Here is a 14,856-nt window from a genome sequence, read left to right as displayed (position 1 = left end):
GTACGCCGCTGAGAACGGGCACGCCACCCCGGCCGGTACGCCGGTGAGGCCGTGCGCCGCGTCCTCTGTCGCGGTAGGCCGTGTACCCCGGCACCGGCAGGCCGTCTGCGCCGACGTACACAGGCCGAGTACACCGGCTCCGGCAGGCCGGTGCCGGTGCGCCCGCCGGGGCCGCGGACCTCGTGTGCGTCCCGGCGTCAGGCGGCCGTGCTCAGCGCCGGCTGCGGTGCCGCGCCCGCGCGCTCGCCGGTCCGCAGCGGCACGGGCCTCGCCGTACGGCGTTCCCTCAGCAGGTGGCCCGCTCCCAGGGCACCGGCGATGACCAGGCCGCCGGTCACCAGGGCGCCCCGCGCCCCGGCGAGTTCCATCAGCAGGCCCAGCAGCGGCGGCCCGGCCAGTCCCCAGCCGGTGCTGATGCTGCCCCAGACGCCGAGCACGCGACCGCGCATGTGGGCGGGCGGGTCGGTCTGCAGCACGGTCGTGCCGGCGGTGTCGGAGACGGACTCCACGACGGCCATGGGCAGCACCAGCACCAGCAGGACGGCGATCGACGGCGACAGCCCCGCCGCCGCCTGGAGCAGCGCGCCGGTGGCGGCCAGGGCGGCCACCAGCCGTACGGACGGCTTGCGCAGCCGCGCGCCCAGCACCGCGCCGACGATGCCGCCGACGGCGAGGACGGTGGAGACGGTGCCGAAGGCTCCGGCGCCGGCCGCGAGCGGGCCGGTGACGAGGACGGCCAGGGTGAGGCCGTAGTTCCGGCCGAAGACGGCGCTGATCCCGGTGATGCCGGCGAGCGCGACGAGCCGGGGACGGCGCGCGAAGTAGGCGAGGCCCTGCCGCACGGTCAGGTCCGGCGCGGCCGCCCGCCGCGCCGCCGCGTCCCGCCGGGCGGGCCCGGCGGGACGGACCGCTCCGGCGACGGGGCGCAGGAAGGGGATGACGGAGGCGACGAAGAGGAACGACAGCCCGTTGGCCGCGTAGGCGGCGGCCGTGCCGAGGAGGCCCACGGCGACACCGGCGAAGGCGGTGCCGGCGAGCCGGCCGGCACTGTGCACCAGCGAACCCACCCCGATGGCGGAGGGCACGTCCTCGGTGCGCACGAGGTCGTTGCCGAGCAGGGCGCAGGCGGGCCCGTCGACGGTGGCGACGGTGCCGGTGACGGCGGCCAGCACCAGCAGGACGGTCAGGTCGAGCCGGTCGGCCGCCACCAGGGTGGCCGTCACCAGGGCGACCGCGCCGAGCAGCGCCTGGCTGACGAGGGCGGTGAGCTTGCGGGGCCAGCGGTCGACGGCGGCACCGCCGGCGAGGCTCACCAGCAGCGCGGGCGCGGCCTGCACGGACACGGACAGGCCGGTGGCGGCGGCCGAGCCGGTGATCTCCAGCACGAGCAGGTTCTGCACCGTGAGCTGCATCCAGGTGCCGGCGTTGGAGACGAAGTTGGCCAGGGACCACCAGCGCATGCTGCGGTAGCGCAGGGACCGCCACGGCGAACGGGAGCCGGCGGCGGGCACGGGTGAAGCGGGAGAGGAAGGCACAGGAGTACTCGGAGGCAGGGCCGCGGGTGCGCGGGAGCGGTCGGGTCAATCCGGCCGAGCTCGGAACACGGCTGCGCTGCGCGGTCGCTCCACCTGGATCTGGGCGCCGCCCATCGTGGCAGACGGGACTTCCGCTCCGGGACCGCCCGCCCCCGGCCGGAAAGATCCACAAAGGGTGGTGGGCGGGCGCACCTGCGGATTCGCTCCCGCCTGTGCACTTGCTCACAGGTTCCGGCGCCGATCGCGTTATGCGACACACGTCACGGGAACGCGGGGAGCCGAAACCTCACCAACGTGGAGGAATCATGGCGGGTATCAGCCCTCCGGATCTGCAGAAGGCCCTGTCCGGCGCGGAGTACCCGGCCGACCGCGACCAACTGGTCAAGGTCGCCCGGGACAACCACGCGTCCAAGGAGGTCACCGAGCGGATCGAGCACCTCGGCAAGAAGCGGTACGAGAATCCCGCCGAGGTCAGCAAGGCCGTCTTCCAGAACGAGTGACACCACGGCCCGACGGGCGGCGGCCGGGCCTCGCACCCGGCCGCCGCCCCGCGTGTGCGGCCGCCGCCGGCCCGTGCGGCCTGCCGGGACCGACGAAGGCGACCGGCGCAGGCAACCGATGCAGGCGACCGGCGCAGGCACCCGGCGTGCGCGCGGCGTCAGCCGACGTACCTGCGCGCCGGTGAGGTCCGGCGCGCCCGCTCCAGCGCCACCAGGCGCGCCTCCAGGTCGGCGGGGACGGGATCGCGCTGCCTGAGCACCCAGGGCAGCCCCGCCGCCGCCAGCGCGAAGGCCCGCGCGGACGCGCGGTCCCGCGGCACGGTGCGCATCAGGTACCCGGTGCGGCGCAGGGCCGACCGCCAGGGGCGGCGCAGCCAGGTGAACCACAGGGTGTTGCGCAGGCCGAGCACCCGCCGGGCGGTGCTGTCGCGGACCGTCGACGCGGCGTGGTGGATGGTCAGTTCCGGGACGTAGCACAGCCAGTGACCGCGCCGCAGCAGGTCGGTGGCCAGCAGCTCCTCCTCCCCGCCGAGCCAGAGCCCGGCGTGGAAGCCGCCCGCCTCCCGGAAGGCGTCGGTGCGCATCACCGTCGCGGCGGCGAGGAACGAGCCGAGCGCCGGGCCGGGCAGCCAGTCCGGACCGGTGAGGGGCGAGTCGCGCAGTTCCGCGACGACGGGGTCCTCCTCCCCCGAGGGCTCGACGACGATGCGCGCCGTGACGGCCACCGGCGCCGGACGCGCGTCCAGCAGGTCCGCCGCCCGCCGCAGCGAGCCCGGCTCCCACCAGGTGTCGTCGTCGCAGAAGGCCACGTACGGGGTCCGCACGTGCCGGACGGCGAGATTGCGCCCCACGGCGCCCAGGTTCCGTCCCGGGCACAGCAGCAGGACCTCCGGGAACTCCCGGGCGACGGCTTCGGCGGTGCCGTCGCCGGAGCCGTTGTCGGTGACCACGACCCGGGGCCGCTCGGGGAGGTCGCGCAGGGTGCGCAGGGTGCGCAGCAGCTCGGCGCGGCGGTTCCAGGTGATCACCACGACCGTCGTCCGGGTGTCCGGGCGCGGGCCGGCCGCGGGCCGGTCGCCGGGGCGGGGGTGTGTCCGGCGGGCCGGAGAGGTGTCGTGCGCCATGTGCGCTCCTTCGGTGTGGGCGCCGGTCACGGGGCCGCCCGGTCCAGCAGCCGGGCCGCGTGTTCGACGCGGTCGGGGAGCCGCTCGCGGCGGCGCAGTGCCGCGGGGAGCCGGGCGAGCGCGCCGCGCAGGGCCGTCGCGGCCTCCCGCTCGCCGCGGCCCGCGGCCGCGCCCAGCCCGGCGGTGTGCCGCAGGGCGACCGGGACGGGGCGGCGCAGCCAGGCGGTGAGCAGGGCGTTGCGCAGCTGCACCGCCGAGCGGCCGGGGCGCTCGCCCGGGTCGGGGTGGTGCACGGCCGTCACCGCGGGCACGTGGGTCACGCCCCAGCCCCGGGCCGCCAGGTCGTAGGCGAGGAGGGTCTCCTCGCCGCCGAAGAAGAGCACCGGATGGTAGCCGCCGGCCTCCAGGAAGGCCCGGCGCCGGACCACGGCCGCGCACGCCAGGAAGCCGAGGACCGGCCGGCCGGGCAGGTCGGCGGCGGGCGGCAGCGGCGAGCCGGCGAGGACGGCGTTCAGCGGATCCTCGGCGGCCTGGGGCCCGACCACTGCCCGGGCGGCCAGCAGGCCGAGGCGGGGGTGGGCGTCCAGCAGGTCGGCGGCGGTCTCCAGGGCGCCCGGCGCCCACCAGGAGTCGTCGTCGCTGAAGGCCACGTAGGGCGTGGTGGCGTGCCGTACCGCGATGTTGCGGCCGAGCGCGCCCGTGTTGCGCCCGGCGGCCAGGACCCGCGCGCCCGCCGGGTGCCGCCGGACGGCCGCCACCGTCCCGTCCACGGAGCCGTTGTCCACGACGACGACCTCGGGGCGTTCGGGCAGCTCGGCCAGCCGGTCCAGGGTGCGCAGCACGCTCCGGCACCGGTCACGGGTGATCACCGCGACGGTGACCCGCCCGGAGTGCCGGCCGTTCACGCCGGGCCGGGAGGTGACGGCTTCGGCCACGGGAACTCCTCTTCGCGGGGGGACGGGTGCCAAGGGGCGGCGCGCGTCACGCGGTGACCAGTTTCCGCACGGCACTCGTCACGTCCTGTGCGGTGGCGTCGTCCCGGCCGGGCAGGACCGCCGGTACGCCGTGCGGGCCCCGGTGTCCGGGCCGTGGCGGCGGGGGGGACGAGCGAGACGACCGGCGTGCCGTTGGCCGCGGCGAGGTGGACCGCGCCACCGGTCCCGGCCACCACCGCGTCGGCGGCCCGCAGCACGCCGGACAGCCGCCGCGCGTCGGTGCGGCCCCCCAGGTCGATCGCCGTGCCGCCGCTGACGTACCGGGTCAGGGCGGCCTCCTCGGGGCCGCCGGTCCGGGCCGGTCGTACGGGGGGCAGGGCGGAGAACGTCGTCGTCGTCACCGGCTCGCCCTTCCTTCCGCCGCTGAGGCCCTGGTGCCCGCCGCTCCCGGCGGCAGCGGGCCGAGTGCCCCGGCGGGCGTCGTCGCTCACGCCGGGTCGGCCGGGCCGTACGCCGCTTCCATCCTCGGCCGCCCGCCCCGGCCGTGCCACATGGGCAGCGTTTGACAGCGCCCGTCGGCGCGTCACGGTCTCAGGCCGCTCACCATGTCGGCCGTGGCCGTGAGGCCGCTGTGGATGGTCGGGGCGATGCTCGAACCCGCGAGGTAGAAGCCGAGCAGGAGGCAGACGATCGCGTGCGTGGGCTTCAGCCCGCCGTTGCGCACGAAGATCACCGCCAGGATGAACAGCAGCAGCACCACAGAGATGGAAATGGCCATCGTCAACCTCCTCCGCCACGTCCGCTTCGCGGCGTTCGGCCGCAAGTGTGGCGTAGCGGAGGGTTCCTCCGGGCGGCTGACCTGTCCTCCGAACGTGTGGTGTCCGTGGACCCGGCGGGCGCGGGAGGGTGGCTACGCCCGCTCGTGGGCGTCCAGGAACGCTGCCAGCCCGAGCAGGTCGTCGGTGTTGACGAAGTCCACGTCGGCGGCGAGCAGTTCGGCCCACAGCGCGTCCCGCTCGGGCCCGGCCACGTCCGGCGTCGCCCAGAACCGCACCTTCTGCCCGCGCGCGTGCGCCGCCCGGGTGATGCCGTGCAGCTTCTGCCGCTCGGCCGCCGGGAACGTGCCGGCGCCCCGCCAGGTGAAGTTCAGCGTCCAGTTGTCGCTGATCAGCGGAACGAAGGAGGCGGGCGCCGCGCTGCCGAGGTCGGCCAGCCGGCCGTCGTAGAAGGCGCGGCGCACCGTCTGCGCCTCCATCGGCACGCGCGCCGCCCGGTCGCCGGAGACGACGGCGGTGACCGGTCCGGGCAGGACCCTGCCGTGGGCGTACGTCGTGAACAGGTGGCGGTAGCGGCGCAGATGCCGGTCGAGTTCGAGGTAGGTCGAGGCGCCCTCGGTCTTGAGGTCGATCAGCAGCTGGAGCGACCCGCGGTGACCGCGGTACACCGACCCGCGGTTGGCCCTGACGCGGGCCGCGAGGGTGTCGAGGTAGAGGGACTCCAGGGTGCGGGCGGGGTCGAGGTCCTCGGGGTCGTGGGCGACGAGGAGCTGGTCGCCCACGAGGTAGATGTCGGCCTCGACGCTGCCGAAGCGGTGGTCGAGGGCGTCGAGGAGCGGCCGGGGATGCTCGTAGTCGTTGTGCGCGTGGGCGCGCCACAGCGGCCGCGGGGAGCGCCCGCGGTCGTCCGCCAGCGCGCTGGCGCCGGGCAGGGCGACGGCGCCGGCGAAGGCGGCACCGAGGGTGGTGAGGGCTCTGCGGCGGGTGGTGAGGGCCATGGTCTGCCTCCCTGGTGGGGCGGGTCGGAACCTGGGGGGTCCCGGTCGGGCGAGGGCGGGACGGGGGAAGTATGAGGTTCCGTCAGGCCCGGCAGGCAGGGCATGGCGCGTGAGTTGGCCGGAGCGCCGCCATGAGTTCACTTCACCGGCGCGCCGGCACCGAAAAGCCCGCCCCTGGTGGGGCGGGCTTCGCGCCGGGTTCCCGCGCGCGTCGGCCGGGCTTTCCCCGCGTCAGGGGGCCTGGAGGTCCACCAGTGCGGCGAGCGTGGCGCGGTGGGCGCCCGCGGTGCCGTACGCGAGGGAGTCCGCCTTGGCGCGCTTCAGGTACAGGTGTGCCGGGTGCTCCCAGGTCATGCCGATGCCGCCGTGCAGTTGCAGCGCCTCCTCGGCGGCCCGCACCGCCACCGGCGCGGCGTACGCCTGGGCCACCGCGACCGCCACGTCCACGTCCACGCCGGTGGCCAGCGCGTCCGCCGCGCCGCGTGCGGCGGCCCGCAGGTGGACGACCTCCAGCCACAGCCGGGCGAGCCGGTGCTTGAGCGCCTGGAACCCGCCGACCGGCCGGTTGAACTGCTTGCGCTCCTTCAGGTAGCGCACGGTCTCGGTCAGCGACCGGTCGGCCAGGCCCAGTTGCTCCGACGCCAGCAGCCCGGCCGCCGCGCGCAGGGCGCGCCGTACGGCGGGCTCGGCCTCGCCCACCCGCTGCCCGGGCGCCCCGTCGAGGACGACCCGCGCCACGGGCCGGGTCAGGTCCAGCGACACCTGCGGCTCCACGGTGACGGCGCCGGCCTGCACGGCGTACAGCCCGCCGTCGTCGGCAGGGACGAGCAGCACGTCGGCGGCGGACGCGTCCGCGACGCCGGTCAACTCGCCGTGCAGCGCGCCGCCTTCGAGCCGGGCGGCGGGGAAGGCGGCGCCCGGTGCGCGGTGCAGCGCGACGGCGAGCGCGCCGACGGCGCGGCCCGACGCCAGCCGGGTGAGCAGGCCGGCGGAGCCGGCGCAGGCCAGCAGCGCCTCGGTGGCGACGACGGCGCTGGTGAGGTACGGGACCGGCGCCACCGCCCGGCCCAGCTCCTCCAGCACCACGGCGGCCTCCCGGTGCGAGGCGCCCTGTCCGCCCCGGTCCTCCGGCACCAGCAGCCCGGCCAGGCCCATGCCGTCGGTGAGCAGCTTCCACAGCTCCGCGTCGTGCGGGACGCCGGACTCGGTGCGGGCGATCACCTCGGGCGCGCCGCAGTGGTCGGTGAGCAGGTCCCGGACGGCGGCGCGGAGGGCCTCTTCCTCCTCGGAGTAGAGCAGATCGGGCTGTGCGCTCACCGGGCCAGGTCCTTCCAGGCGACGTCCTTGTCGGTACGCGGCTCGGCGGGCAGGCCGAGGACGCGTTCGGCGACGATGTTGAGCAGGATCTCGCTGGTCCCGCCCTCGATGCTGTTTCCCTTGGAGCGGAGGTAGCGGTAGCCGGCGTCGCGGCCGGTGAAGTCCACGTGCTCGGGGCGGCGCATGGTCCAGTCGTCGTACAGCAGGCCCTCCTCACCGCGGAGTTCGACCTCCAGGCCGCTGATGGCCTGGTTGAGGCGGGCGAAGGTCAGCTTCATGCCGGCGCCCTCGGGGCCGGGCTGCCCGGCGACGAGCTGCTGGCGCAGGCGCTCGCCGGTGAGGCGGGCCACCTCGGCCTCGACCCACAGGGTGAGCAGCCGCTGGTGCAGGTCGTGGGTGCGCAGCTCGGGGCGGTCGCGCCAGGTCCGCGCGGCCGGGCCGATCATGCCGCCCTCGCGGGGGAGCCGCATGCCGCCGATCGCGACGCGTTCGTTGTTCAGGGTGGTCCGGGCGACCCGCCAGCCGTCGCCGACCTCGCCGAGGCGGTGCGCGTCGGGGATGCGGACGCCGGTGAGGAAGACCTCGTTGAACTCGGCCTCGCCGGTGATCTGGCGCAGCGGCCGGACCTCGACGCCGGGGTCGTTCATGTCGCACAGGAAGTAGGTGATGCCGCGGTGCTTGGGCCGGTCCGGGTCGGTGCGGGCGACGAGGACGGCCCAGCGGGCCAGGTGCGCGCTGGACGTCCACACCTTCTGCCCGTCGACCACCCACGTGTCGCCCTCCCGGACGGCCCGGGTGCCCAGCGCGGCGAGGTCGGACCCGGCGCCGGGCTCGCTGAACAGCTGGCACCAGACCTCCTCGCCGGTCCACAGGGGCCGCAGGAAGCGCCGCTTCTGCTCCTCGGTGCCGTACTGGAGGATGGTCGGCGCCGCCATGCCGAGGCCGATGCCGATGCGCCGCGGGTCGTTGTCGGGCGCCCCGGCCGCCTCCAGCTCGGCGTCGACGACGGCCTGGAGGGAGCGCGGGGCGCCCAGGCCGCCGAGGCCCTCCGGGAAGTGCACCCAGGCGAGTCCCGCGTCGAAGCGGGCCCGCAGGAAGTCACGCCGGCCGGTGCCGGCCGGCGGGTTCGCGGCCAGCAACTCCTGGGTGCGCCGGCGCAGTCCGGCGGCGTCGGTCATCGGGTCTCCTTGCTCACGACGGCGATCCGGCCCGTGCTGCGGCCGTCCGCCACCTTCTGCACGGCGGCCGCGGCCTCGCCCAGCGGCACGCGCTCGCTCACCAGCGGCTTGATCGCGCCCCGGGCGGCCAGGCCGGTGAGCCGGTCGTGGCAGTACCGGACCAGCTCGGGGTTCTTGGTGTGGTACAGGCCCCAGTGCAGCCCGAGGACCGAGTAGTTCTTCACCAGGGCGTGGTTGAGCGCGGGGTTCGGAATCGTGCCGCTCGCGAAGCCGACCACCACGATCCGGCCCTCGAAGGCGACCGTCCTGGCGGACTGGGTGTACGCCGCGCCGCCCACCGGGTCGTAGACCACGTCGGCGCCCCGGCCCCTGGTGGCCTCCTTGACCGCGGCGACGACGTCGTCGGCATGCCGGTCGATCACGACGTCGCAGCCCAGCTCGCGGGCGACGGCGGCCTTCCCGGCGCCGCCCACGACCCCGACGACCGTGGCGCCGGCCGCCCTGCCGAGCTGGACCGCCGCGCTGCCGACCCCGCCGGCGGCGGCGTGCACCAGCAGCGTCTCGCCGGCCTCCAGCCGGGCCCGGCGGTGCAGGCCGAACCAGCCGGTCTGGTAGCCGATGTGCAGGGCGGCGGCCTCCGCGTCGTCCAGCGCCTCGGGCGCCGGGAGCAGGGCGGCGGCGTCGGCGACGGCGTACTCGGCGAAACCGCCGTGCGGCAGCGCCGGGTTGGCGATCACCCGGCGGCCGTCCTCGGTCTCGGCGCAGACCTCGACACCAGGGGTGAAGGGCAGTGGCGGCCGGACCTGGTACTGGCCCCGGCACAGCAGGGCGTCCGGGAAGTTGATGTTCGCGGCCCGCACCCTCAGCAGGACCTGGCCGTCGCCGGGCGTGGGCACCGGCACGTCGCCCAGGCGCATCACCTCGCTCGGCTCGCCGTTCTCGTGCACCTGCCATGCCTGCATGCGGGGCCTCCACCGGGAACTGCGTCGTCTGACCGGGTCACACGCATACTAAGCGGTCGCTTGCCGATCGGGGAACAGTCGGGGGCGTCACGCCTGCTTGGGCCGCGCCCGCACGTGCATCCGCTCGCCCTGCGGCCCGAACAGGCTCAGGAACTCCACCGGCCCCTCTCCCGTCGACCCGAACCAGTGCGGCACCCGGGTGTCGAACTCGGCCGCCTCCCCGGCGGCCAGTACCACGTCGTGGTCGCCGAGCACCACCCGCAGCCTCCCGGAGAGCACGTACAGCCACTCGTAGCCCTCGTGGGTGCGCGGGGCCGGATCGGCGTGCTGCCGCGGCACGACGATCTTGTAGGCCTGGAGCCCGCCGGGCTGACGGGTCAGGGGCAGATAGGTGCGTCCGTGCCGCACGACCGGCTTGGCCCGCACCCGCGGATCGCTCACCGGCGGCGCCCCGACCAGTTCGTCCAGCGGCACCTGGTGGGCCTGCGCGATCGGCAGCAGCAACTCCAGGCTGGGCCTGCGCAGGCCCGACTCCAGCCGGGAGAGCGTGCTCACCGAGATGCCGGTCGCCTCGGACAGCGCGGCCAGGGTCACCTCCCGCTCCCGGCGGATCCGCCGCAGCCTCGGCCCGACACCTGCCAGCACGTCGTCACTCGTCATGCCCGTATTGCAGATTCGGCAAAGGGATTTGTCAATCCCGCACCGGCCGGGCGACCGTGCCCGCGGAGGTGGTCACCATGACCGAGGCAACCGAGACCGAGTCCCCTGCCATCAAGGCCCACGGGGCCGAGTCCCCCGAGACCGGTCCCCGCCGGGCCGAGTCCCCCCGGACCGGGTCCCGCCGGGCCGAGTCCTACGAAGCGGTCGTCATCGGCGGCGGCACGGCGGGCCTGTCCGCCGCGCTCGTCCTCGGCCGGGCCCGGCGCCGCACCCTGGTCGTCGACGCCGGCGAGCCGCGCAACGCCCCCGCCGCGCACATGCAGGGCTATCTCTCCCGGGACGGCATGCCGCCCGCCGAGTTCCTCGCGACCGGCCGCGAGGAGATCGCGCGGTACGGCGTGCGGCTGGTCCGGGACCGGGCGGTGGACGTCACCCGCGGCGCGGACTTCGCGGTGGCGCTCGCGAGCGGCCGGACCGTGCGCGCCCGGCGCCTGGTCGTCGCCACCGGCCTGCGGGACGAGCTGCCGGCGGTGCCGCGGCTGGCCGAGCGGTTCGGCCGGGACGTGCTGCACTGCCCGTACTGCCACGGCTGGGAGGTGCGCGACCGGGCCTTCGGCGTGCTCGCCACCGGCCCGCTCGGCGTGCACCAGGCCCTGATCGTCACCCAGTGGTCCCGCGACGTGAGGTTCTTCCTGCACGAGGTCGCCGAGGACGAGCTGTCCGACGACGACCTGCGCCGGCTCGCCGCGGCCGGGGTCGAGGTCGTGCCCGGCGCGGTGGCGGGCCTGGTGGTCGAGGACGACCGGCTCACCGGGGTGCGGCTGGCGGACGGCACGGTGCACGACCGGGAGGTGCTGTTCACCGCGCCCCGGGCGGTACCGCGGACCGCCCTGCTCCAGCGGCTGGGCGCCGAGCTGCGCGAGACCCCGTTCGGCGCGTACCCCGTGGTGGACGCGACGGGCCTGACGACCGTGCCCGGCGTGTGGGCCGCGGGCAACGCCGTCGGCTTCGCCGAGCAGGTGGTGAACGCGGCGAGCGGCGGCTACCGCGCGGGCGCCGCCGTCAACGGGGAACTGCTGATGGCGGACCTGGACGCGGCCGTCCAGGTGTAGGCCCGGCCCGGCCGGTGCACCATGACTGCATGCTGCTGACCCGGCTCGCCGACGTCTCCCGGGAGGTCGCCGCCACCTCCGCGCGGTCCCGCAAGATCGCCCTGCTCGCGGAGTTGTTCCGGGACGCGGAGCCGGACGACGTGCCGGTCGTCATCCCGTACCTCGCGGGCCGGCTGCCGCAGGGCCGGCTCGGCATCGGCTGGAAGCTGCTCGGCCGGCGGGTCGAGCCGGCGGCCGAGCCGTCCCTGACCGTGCGTGAGGTGGACGCCCGGCTCACCGCGATCGGCCGGGTCACGGGTGTCGGCTCGCAGGCCGAGCGGGGCCGGCTGGTCGGCGCGCTGCTGGGCGCGGCCACCGCGGACGAGCAGCGCTTCCTGCTCGGCCTGATCACCGGCGAGGTCCGCCAGGGCGCGCTGGAAGCGGTCGCCGTCGAGGGGCTGGCGCAGGCGACCGGCGCGGCGGCCGTGGACGTGCGGCGGGCCGTGATGCTGGCGGGTTCGCTGCAGACGGTGGCGCAGGTCCTGCTCACCGACGGCCCGCCCGCCCTGGACCGGTTCCGCCTCACCGTCGGCCGCCCGGTGCTGCCGATGCTCGCGCACACCGCGTCCTCCGTGTCCGAGGCGGTCGGCAGGCTGGGCGCCTGCGCGGTGGAGGAGAAGCTGGACGGCATCCGCGTCCAGGTGCACCGCGACGGCGCCGAGGTGCGGCTCTACACCCGCGCTCTGGACGACATCACCGACCGGCTGCCCGAGCTGACCGCGGCCGCGCGGGAACTGCGCGGGGAACGGTTCGTGCTGGACGGCGAGGTGATCGCCCTCGACGAGCGGGGCCGGCCGCGCTCGTTCCAGGAGACCGCCGGCCGGGTCGGCTCCCGGGTGGACGTGGCCACGGCCGCCCGGGCGGTGCCGGTCTCCCCCGTCTTCTTCGACGCGCTCAGCGTCGACGGCCGCGACCTGCTCGACCTGCCGTTCGCCGAGCGGCACGCGGAACTGGCCCGGCTGGTCCCGGAGCCGATGCGGGTGCGGCGCACCGTGGTGGCCGGACCCGGCGACCTGCCCGCGGCCGAGTCCTTCCTCGCCGAGACCCTCGACCGCGGCCACGAGGGCGTCGTGGTCAAGGCGCTCGACGCCCCGTACAGCGCGGGGCGGCGCGGTGCCTCCTGGCTGAAGGTCAAGCCCGTGCACACCCTGGACCTGGTGGTGCTGGCCGCCGAGTGGGGCCACGGCCGGCGCACCGGCAGGCTCTCCAACCTCCACCTCGGCGCCCGCACGGCCGACGGCGGCTTCGCCATGCTGGGCAAGACGTTCAAGGGCATGACCGACGCGATGCTCGCCTGGCAGACCGAGCGGCTCCAGAACCTGGCCGTCGGGTCCGAGGGCCCGGTGGTGCGGGTGCGACCCGAACTCGTCGTGGAGATCGCCTACGACGGCCTGCAGCGGTCCACCCGCTACCCGGCCGGCGTCGCCCTCCGCTTCGCCCGCGTGCTCCGCTACCGCGAGGACAAGCGTCCGGACGAGGCGGACACCGTCGAGACACTGCTGGCCGCGCACCCGCGGGTCGCGCCGTGACGGGCCGGCACAGCGCGGGCCTGCTGCTGTTCCGGCGCACCGGCGGCGCCCTGGAGGTGCTGCTGGGTCACATGGGCGGCCCCTTCTTCGCCCGCCGCGAGGAGGGCGCCTGGACGGTGCCCAAGGGCGAGTACGACCCCGAGGAGCCCGCCTGGGAGGCGGCCCGCCGGGAGTTCCGGGAGGAACTCGGGCTGCCGCCGCCGGAGGGCACGGCGGTGCCGCTCGGAGAGGTCCGGCAGACCGGCGGAAAGACCGTCACGGCGTGGGCGGTCGAGGCGGACCTCGACCCCGGCTCCATCAGCCCCGGCACCTTCACGATGGAGTGGCCGCCGAGGTCCGGACGCACCCAGGAGTTCCCCGAGCTGGACCGCGTGGCGTGGTTCCCGCCGGACCGGGCCCGCGCGGTGATCGTCAAGGCGCAGGCCGCGTTTCTCGACCGCCTGGCGGAGCACACGGACTGAGGACGGCCCGCCCGCGTTGCGGCCCCTGGCGGCGCGCGGGAAGGTCGAAGCACAGTCGCTCCCCAGGAGGTCAGCCATGCCCATCGCGACGGTGAACCCGGCGAACGGCGAGACGATCAAGACGTACGAGGCCATGGGCACGGAAGAGATCGAGCGCCGGCTCCAGCTCGCCGAGGCCACGTTCCGCACCTACCGGGAGAGCGGCTTCGCCGACCGTGCGCGGCTGCTGGACCGGGCCGCCGACCTCCTGGACGAGGACCGGGACGACATCGCCCGGGTGCTGACCACCGAGATGGGCAAGCCGGTCGCCCAGGCCCGCGCCGAGGCCGCGAAGTGCGCCAAGGCGATGCGCTGGTACGCCGCGAACGCCGAGCGCCTGCTCGCCGACGAGGAGCCCGCCGAGGCCGACGTGGCGGACTCCGGGGCCTCCCGGGCGGTGGTCCGCTACCGGCCGCTCGGCCCGGTGCTCGCGGTGATGCCGTGGAACTTCCCGCTGTGGCAGGTGGTCCGCTTCGCGGCGCCCGCCCTGATGGCGGGCAACGTCGGGCTGCTCAAGCACGCCTCGAACGTGCCCCAGACCGCCCTGTACCTGGAGGACCTGTTCCACCGGGCGGGCTTCGCCGAGGGCTGCTTCCAGACGCTGCTCGTGGGGTCCGCCGCGGTCGACGACATCCTGCGCGACGAACGCGTCAAGGCGGCGACCCTGACCGGCAGCGAGCCCGCCGGACGCGCGGTGGCGTCCGCCGCCGGGGAGATGGTCAAGAAGACGGTGCTGGAGCTGGGCGGCAGCGACCCCTTCATCGTGATGCCGTCGGCGGACCTCGACCGCGCGGCGCGGGTCGCGGTGACGGCGCGGGTGCAGAACAACGGGCAGTCCTGCATCGCCGCCAAACGGTTCATCGTGCACACCGACGTGTACGACGCCTTCGCGGAGCGCTTCACCGAGGGCATGCGGGCGCTGCGGGTCGGCGATCCGCTGGCCGAGGAGACGGAGGTCGGGCCGCTGGCCAGCGAGCGGGGGCGGGCCGATCTGGAGGAGCTGGTGGACGACGCCCGGCGCTTCGGCGCGACGGTGCTGTGCGGGGGCGAGCGGCCCGAGGGGGACGGCTGGTACTACCCGCCGACGGTCCTCGCCGGCATCACCCGCGAGATGCGCGTCCACCGCGAGGAGACGTTCGGCCCGGTCGCCACGCTGTACCGGGCGGGGGACCTGGACGAGGCGGTGCTGATCGCCAACGACTCCCCGTTCGGACTGAGTTCCAACGTCTGGACCCGCGAGGAGTCCGAGGTCGACCGGTTCGTCCGGGACCTGGAGGCGGGCGGGGTGTACGTCAACGGGATGACCGCCTCGCACCCGGCGTTCCCGTTCGGGGGTGTGAAGCGGTCCGGGTACGGCCGTGAGCTGTCCGGGCACGGAATCCGCGAGTTCTGCAACATCACGACCGTATGGCACGGAGCGTAAGGGTTCCGGGGCTACGATCCCTCGTGTGAACCGCGAAGTGACCCTGCCTCTGATCGTCGACGACCGCGGTACCTTGCAGGTGGCCGCGGCCGACGTGAGCAAGCTGCTCCGCACGGTGGGCGGGAGGTGGCTGCGGCTCGTCGAGGCCGGGCAGGACGGGCTCGACGAGGACACGGTGGCCGCGCTCACCATCGAGCTGGCCAAGCTGGCCGACCGGATCGACGTGGCGTGCATCGCGCACAGCAGCGGGGCCAGCTCCTAGCCCCTT

General features: G+C 75.7%; 16 protein-coding genes. 6 read left to right on the top strand and 10 right to left on the bottom strand.

Features of this window, described 5'->3' with window-relative positions; all coding sequences use genetic code 11:
* Positions 1-197 precede the first annotated feature (197 nt).
* Positions 198-1,511, bottom strand: coding sequence for an MFS transporter (locus ACFF45_RS06360; protein WP_381343049.1), 1,314 nt, complete (start codon positions 1,509-1,511; stop codon positions 198-200).
* Positions 1,512-1,840: 329 nt separating this feature from the next.
* Between ACFF45_RS06360 and ACFF45_RS06355 the strand changes: the two genes are divergently transcribed.
* On the top strand, positions 1,841-2,035 hold the full coding sequence (locus ACFF45_RS06355; RefSeq protein ID WP_381343046.1) for a DUF2795 domain-containing protein: 195 nt from the start codon (positions 1,841-1,843) through the stop codon (positions 2,033-2,035).
* 158 nt (positions 2,036-2,193) lie between these two features.
* Here ACFF45_RS06355 and ACFF45_RS06350 read toward each other — a convergent pair whose 3' ends face one another.
* The 9 genes from ACFF45_RS06350 to ACFF45_RS06310 all read right to left on the bottom strand — a co-directional run bounded on the left by ACFF45_RS06350 (position 2,194) and on the right by ACFF45_RS06310 (position 9,985).
* A complete protein-coding gene (locus ACFF45_RS06350; protein WP_381343043.1) occupies positions 2,194-3,159 on the bottom strand; it encodes a glycosyltransferase family 2 protein in 966 nt (321 codons plus the stop codon).
* Between the two features lie 26 nt (positions 3,160-3,185).
* Positions 3,186-4,094 (bottom strand): glycosyltransferase family 2 protein, encoded by a 909-nt coding sequence (locus ACFF45_RS06345; protein WP_381343040.1) that lies wholly within the window; start codon positions 4,092-4,094, stop codon positions 3,186-3,188.
* Positions 4,061-4,495, bottom strand: coding sequence for a glycosyltransferase family 9 protein (locus ACFF45_RS06340; protein ID WP_381343038.1), 435 nt, complete (start codon positions 4,493-4,495; stop codon positions 4,061-4,063). Before ACFF45_RS06340 ends, ACFF45_RS06345 begins: the two co-directional genes overlap by 34 nt.
* A 182-nt stretch (positions 4,496-4,677) precedes the next feature.
* Positions 4,678-4,872, bottom strand: coding sequence for a hypothetical protein (locus ACFF45_RS06335; protein ID WP_141310211.1), 195 nt, complete (start codon positions 4,870-4,872; stop codon positions 4,678-4,680).
* Positions 4,873-5,004: 132 nt separating this feature from the next.
* Positions 5,005-5,868, bottom strand: a complete 864-nt coding sequence (locus ACFF45_RS06330) for a phosphatidylinositol-specific phospholipase C/glycerophosphodiester phosphodiesterase family protein (protein WP_381343035.1) — start codon at positions 5,866-5,868, stop codon at positions 5,005-5,007.
* 231 nt (positions 5,869-6,099) lie between these two features.
* Positions 6,100-7,185 (bottom strand): acyl-CoA dehydrogenase family protein, encoded by a 1,086-nt coding sequence (locus ACFF45_RS06325; protein WP_381343033.1) that lies wholly within the window; start codon positions 7,183-7,185, stop codon positions 6,100-6,102.
* A complete protein-coding gene (locus tag ACFF45_RS06320) occupies positions 7,182-8,363 on the bottom strand; it encodes an acyl-CoA dehydrogenase family protein (RefSeq protein WP_381343031.1) in 1,182 nt (393 codons plus the stop codon). The genes ACFF45_RS06325 and ACFF45_RS06320 overlap by 4 nt, the downstream gene beginning before the upstream one ends.
* Complete coding sequence (locus ACFF45_RS06315; RefSeq protein ID WP_381343028.1) at positions 8,360-9,325, bottom strand: NADPH:quinone oxidoreductase family protein; 966 nt, start codon at positions 9,323-9,325, stop codon at positions 8,360-8,362. The genes ACFF45_RS06320 and ACFF45_RS06315 overlap by 4 nt, the downstream gene beginning before the upstream one ends.
* Positions 9,326-9,412: 87 nt before the next feature.
* Complete coding sequence (locus tag ACFF45_RS06310; RefSeq protein ID WP_381343026.1) at positions 9,413-9,985, bottom strand: helix-turn-helix domain-containing protein; 573 nt, start codon at positions 9,983-9,985, stop codon at positions 9,413-9,415.
* 77 nt (positions 9,986-10,062) lie between these two features.
* Here ACFF45_RS06310 and ACFF45_RS06305 point away from each other — a divergent pair, with 77 nt between their 5' ends.
* The 5 genes from ACFF45_RS06305 (at position 10,063) to ACFF45_RS06285 (ending at position 14,850) form a co-directional block, all read left to right on the top strand.
* A complete protein-coding gene (locus tag ACFF45_RS06305) occupies positions 10,063-11,097 on the top strand; it encodes an NAD(P)/FAD-dependent oxidoreductase (protein ID WP_381343023.1) in 1,035 nt (344 codons plus the stop codon).
* Positions 11,098-11,126: 29 nt separating this feature from the next.
* The gene (locus tag ACFF45_RS06300) at positions 11,127-12,665 is read left to right on the top strand and encodes an ATP-dependent DNA ligase (protein ID WP_381343021.1); all 1,539 of its coding nucleotides are present in this window, start codon (positions 11,127-11,129) and stop codon (positions 12,663-12,665) included.
* Positions 12,662-13,126, top strand: coding sequence for an NUDIX hydrolase (locus tag ACFF45_RS06295; RefSeq protein WP_381343018.1), 465 nt, complete (start codon positions 12,662-12,664; stop codon positions 13,124-13,126). The genes ACFF45_RS06300 and ACFF45_RS06295 overlap by 4 nt, the downstream gene beginning before the upstream one ends.
* Before the next feature lie 76 nt (positions 13,127-13,202).
* Positions 13,203-14,588, top strand: coding sequence for an NADP-dependent succinic semialdehyde dehydrogenase (locus tag ACFF45_RS06290; protein ID WP_381343015.1), 1,386 nt, complete (start codon positions 13,203-13,205; stop codon positions 14,586-14,588).
* Between the two features lie 25 nt (positions 14,589-14,613).
* Complete coding sequence (locus ACFF45_RS06285) at positions 14,614-14,850, top strand: DUF6213 family protein (RefSeq protein ID WP_381343012.1); 237 nt, start codon at positions 14,614-14,616, stop codon at positions 14,848-14,850.
* The last annotated feature ends 6 nt before the right edge of the window (positions 14,851-14,856 follow it).

Source organism: Streptomyces cinereospinus (assembly GCF_042430725.1).
Taxonomy (GTDB): Bacteria; Actinomycetota; Actinomycetes; order Streptomycetales; family Streptomycetaceae; genus Streptomyces; species Streptomyces cinereospinus.
The sequence above is the reverse complement of the archived record's forward strand: the minus strand, read 5'-3'. Positions and strand labels throughout refer to the sequence as shown.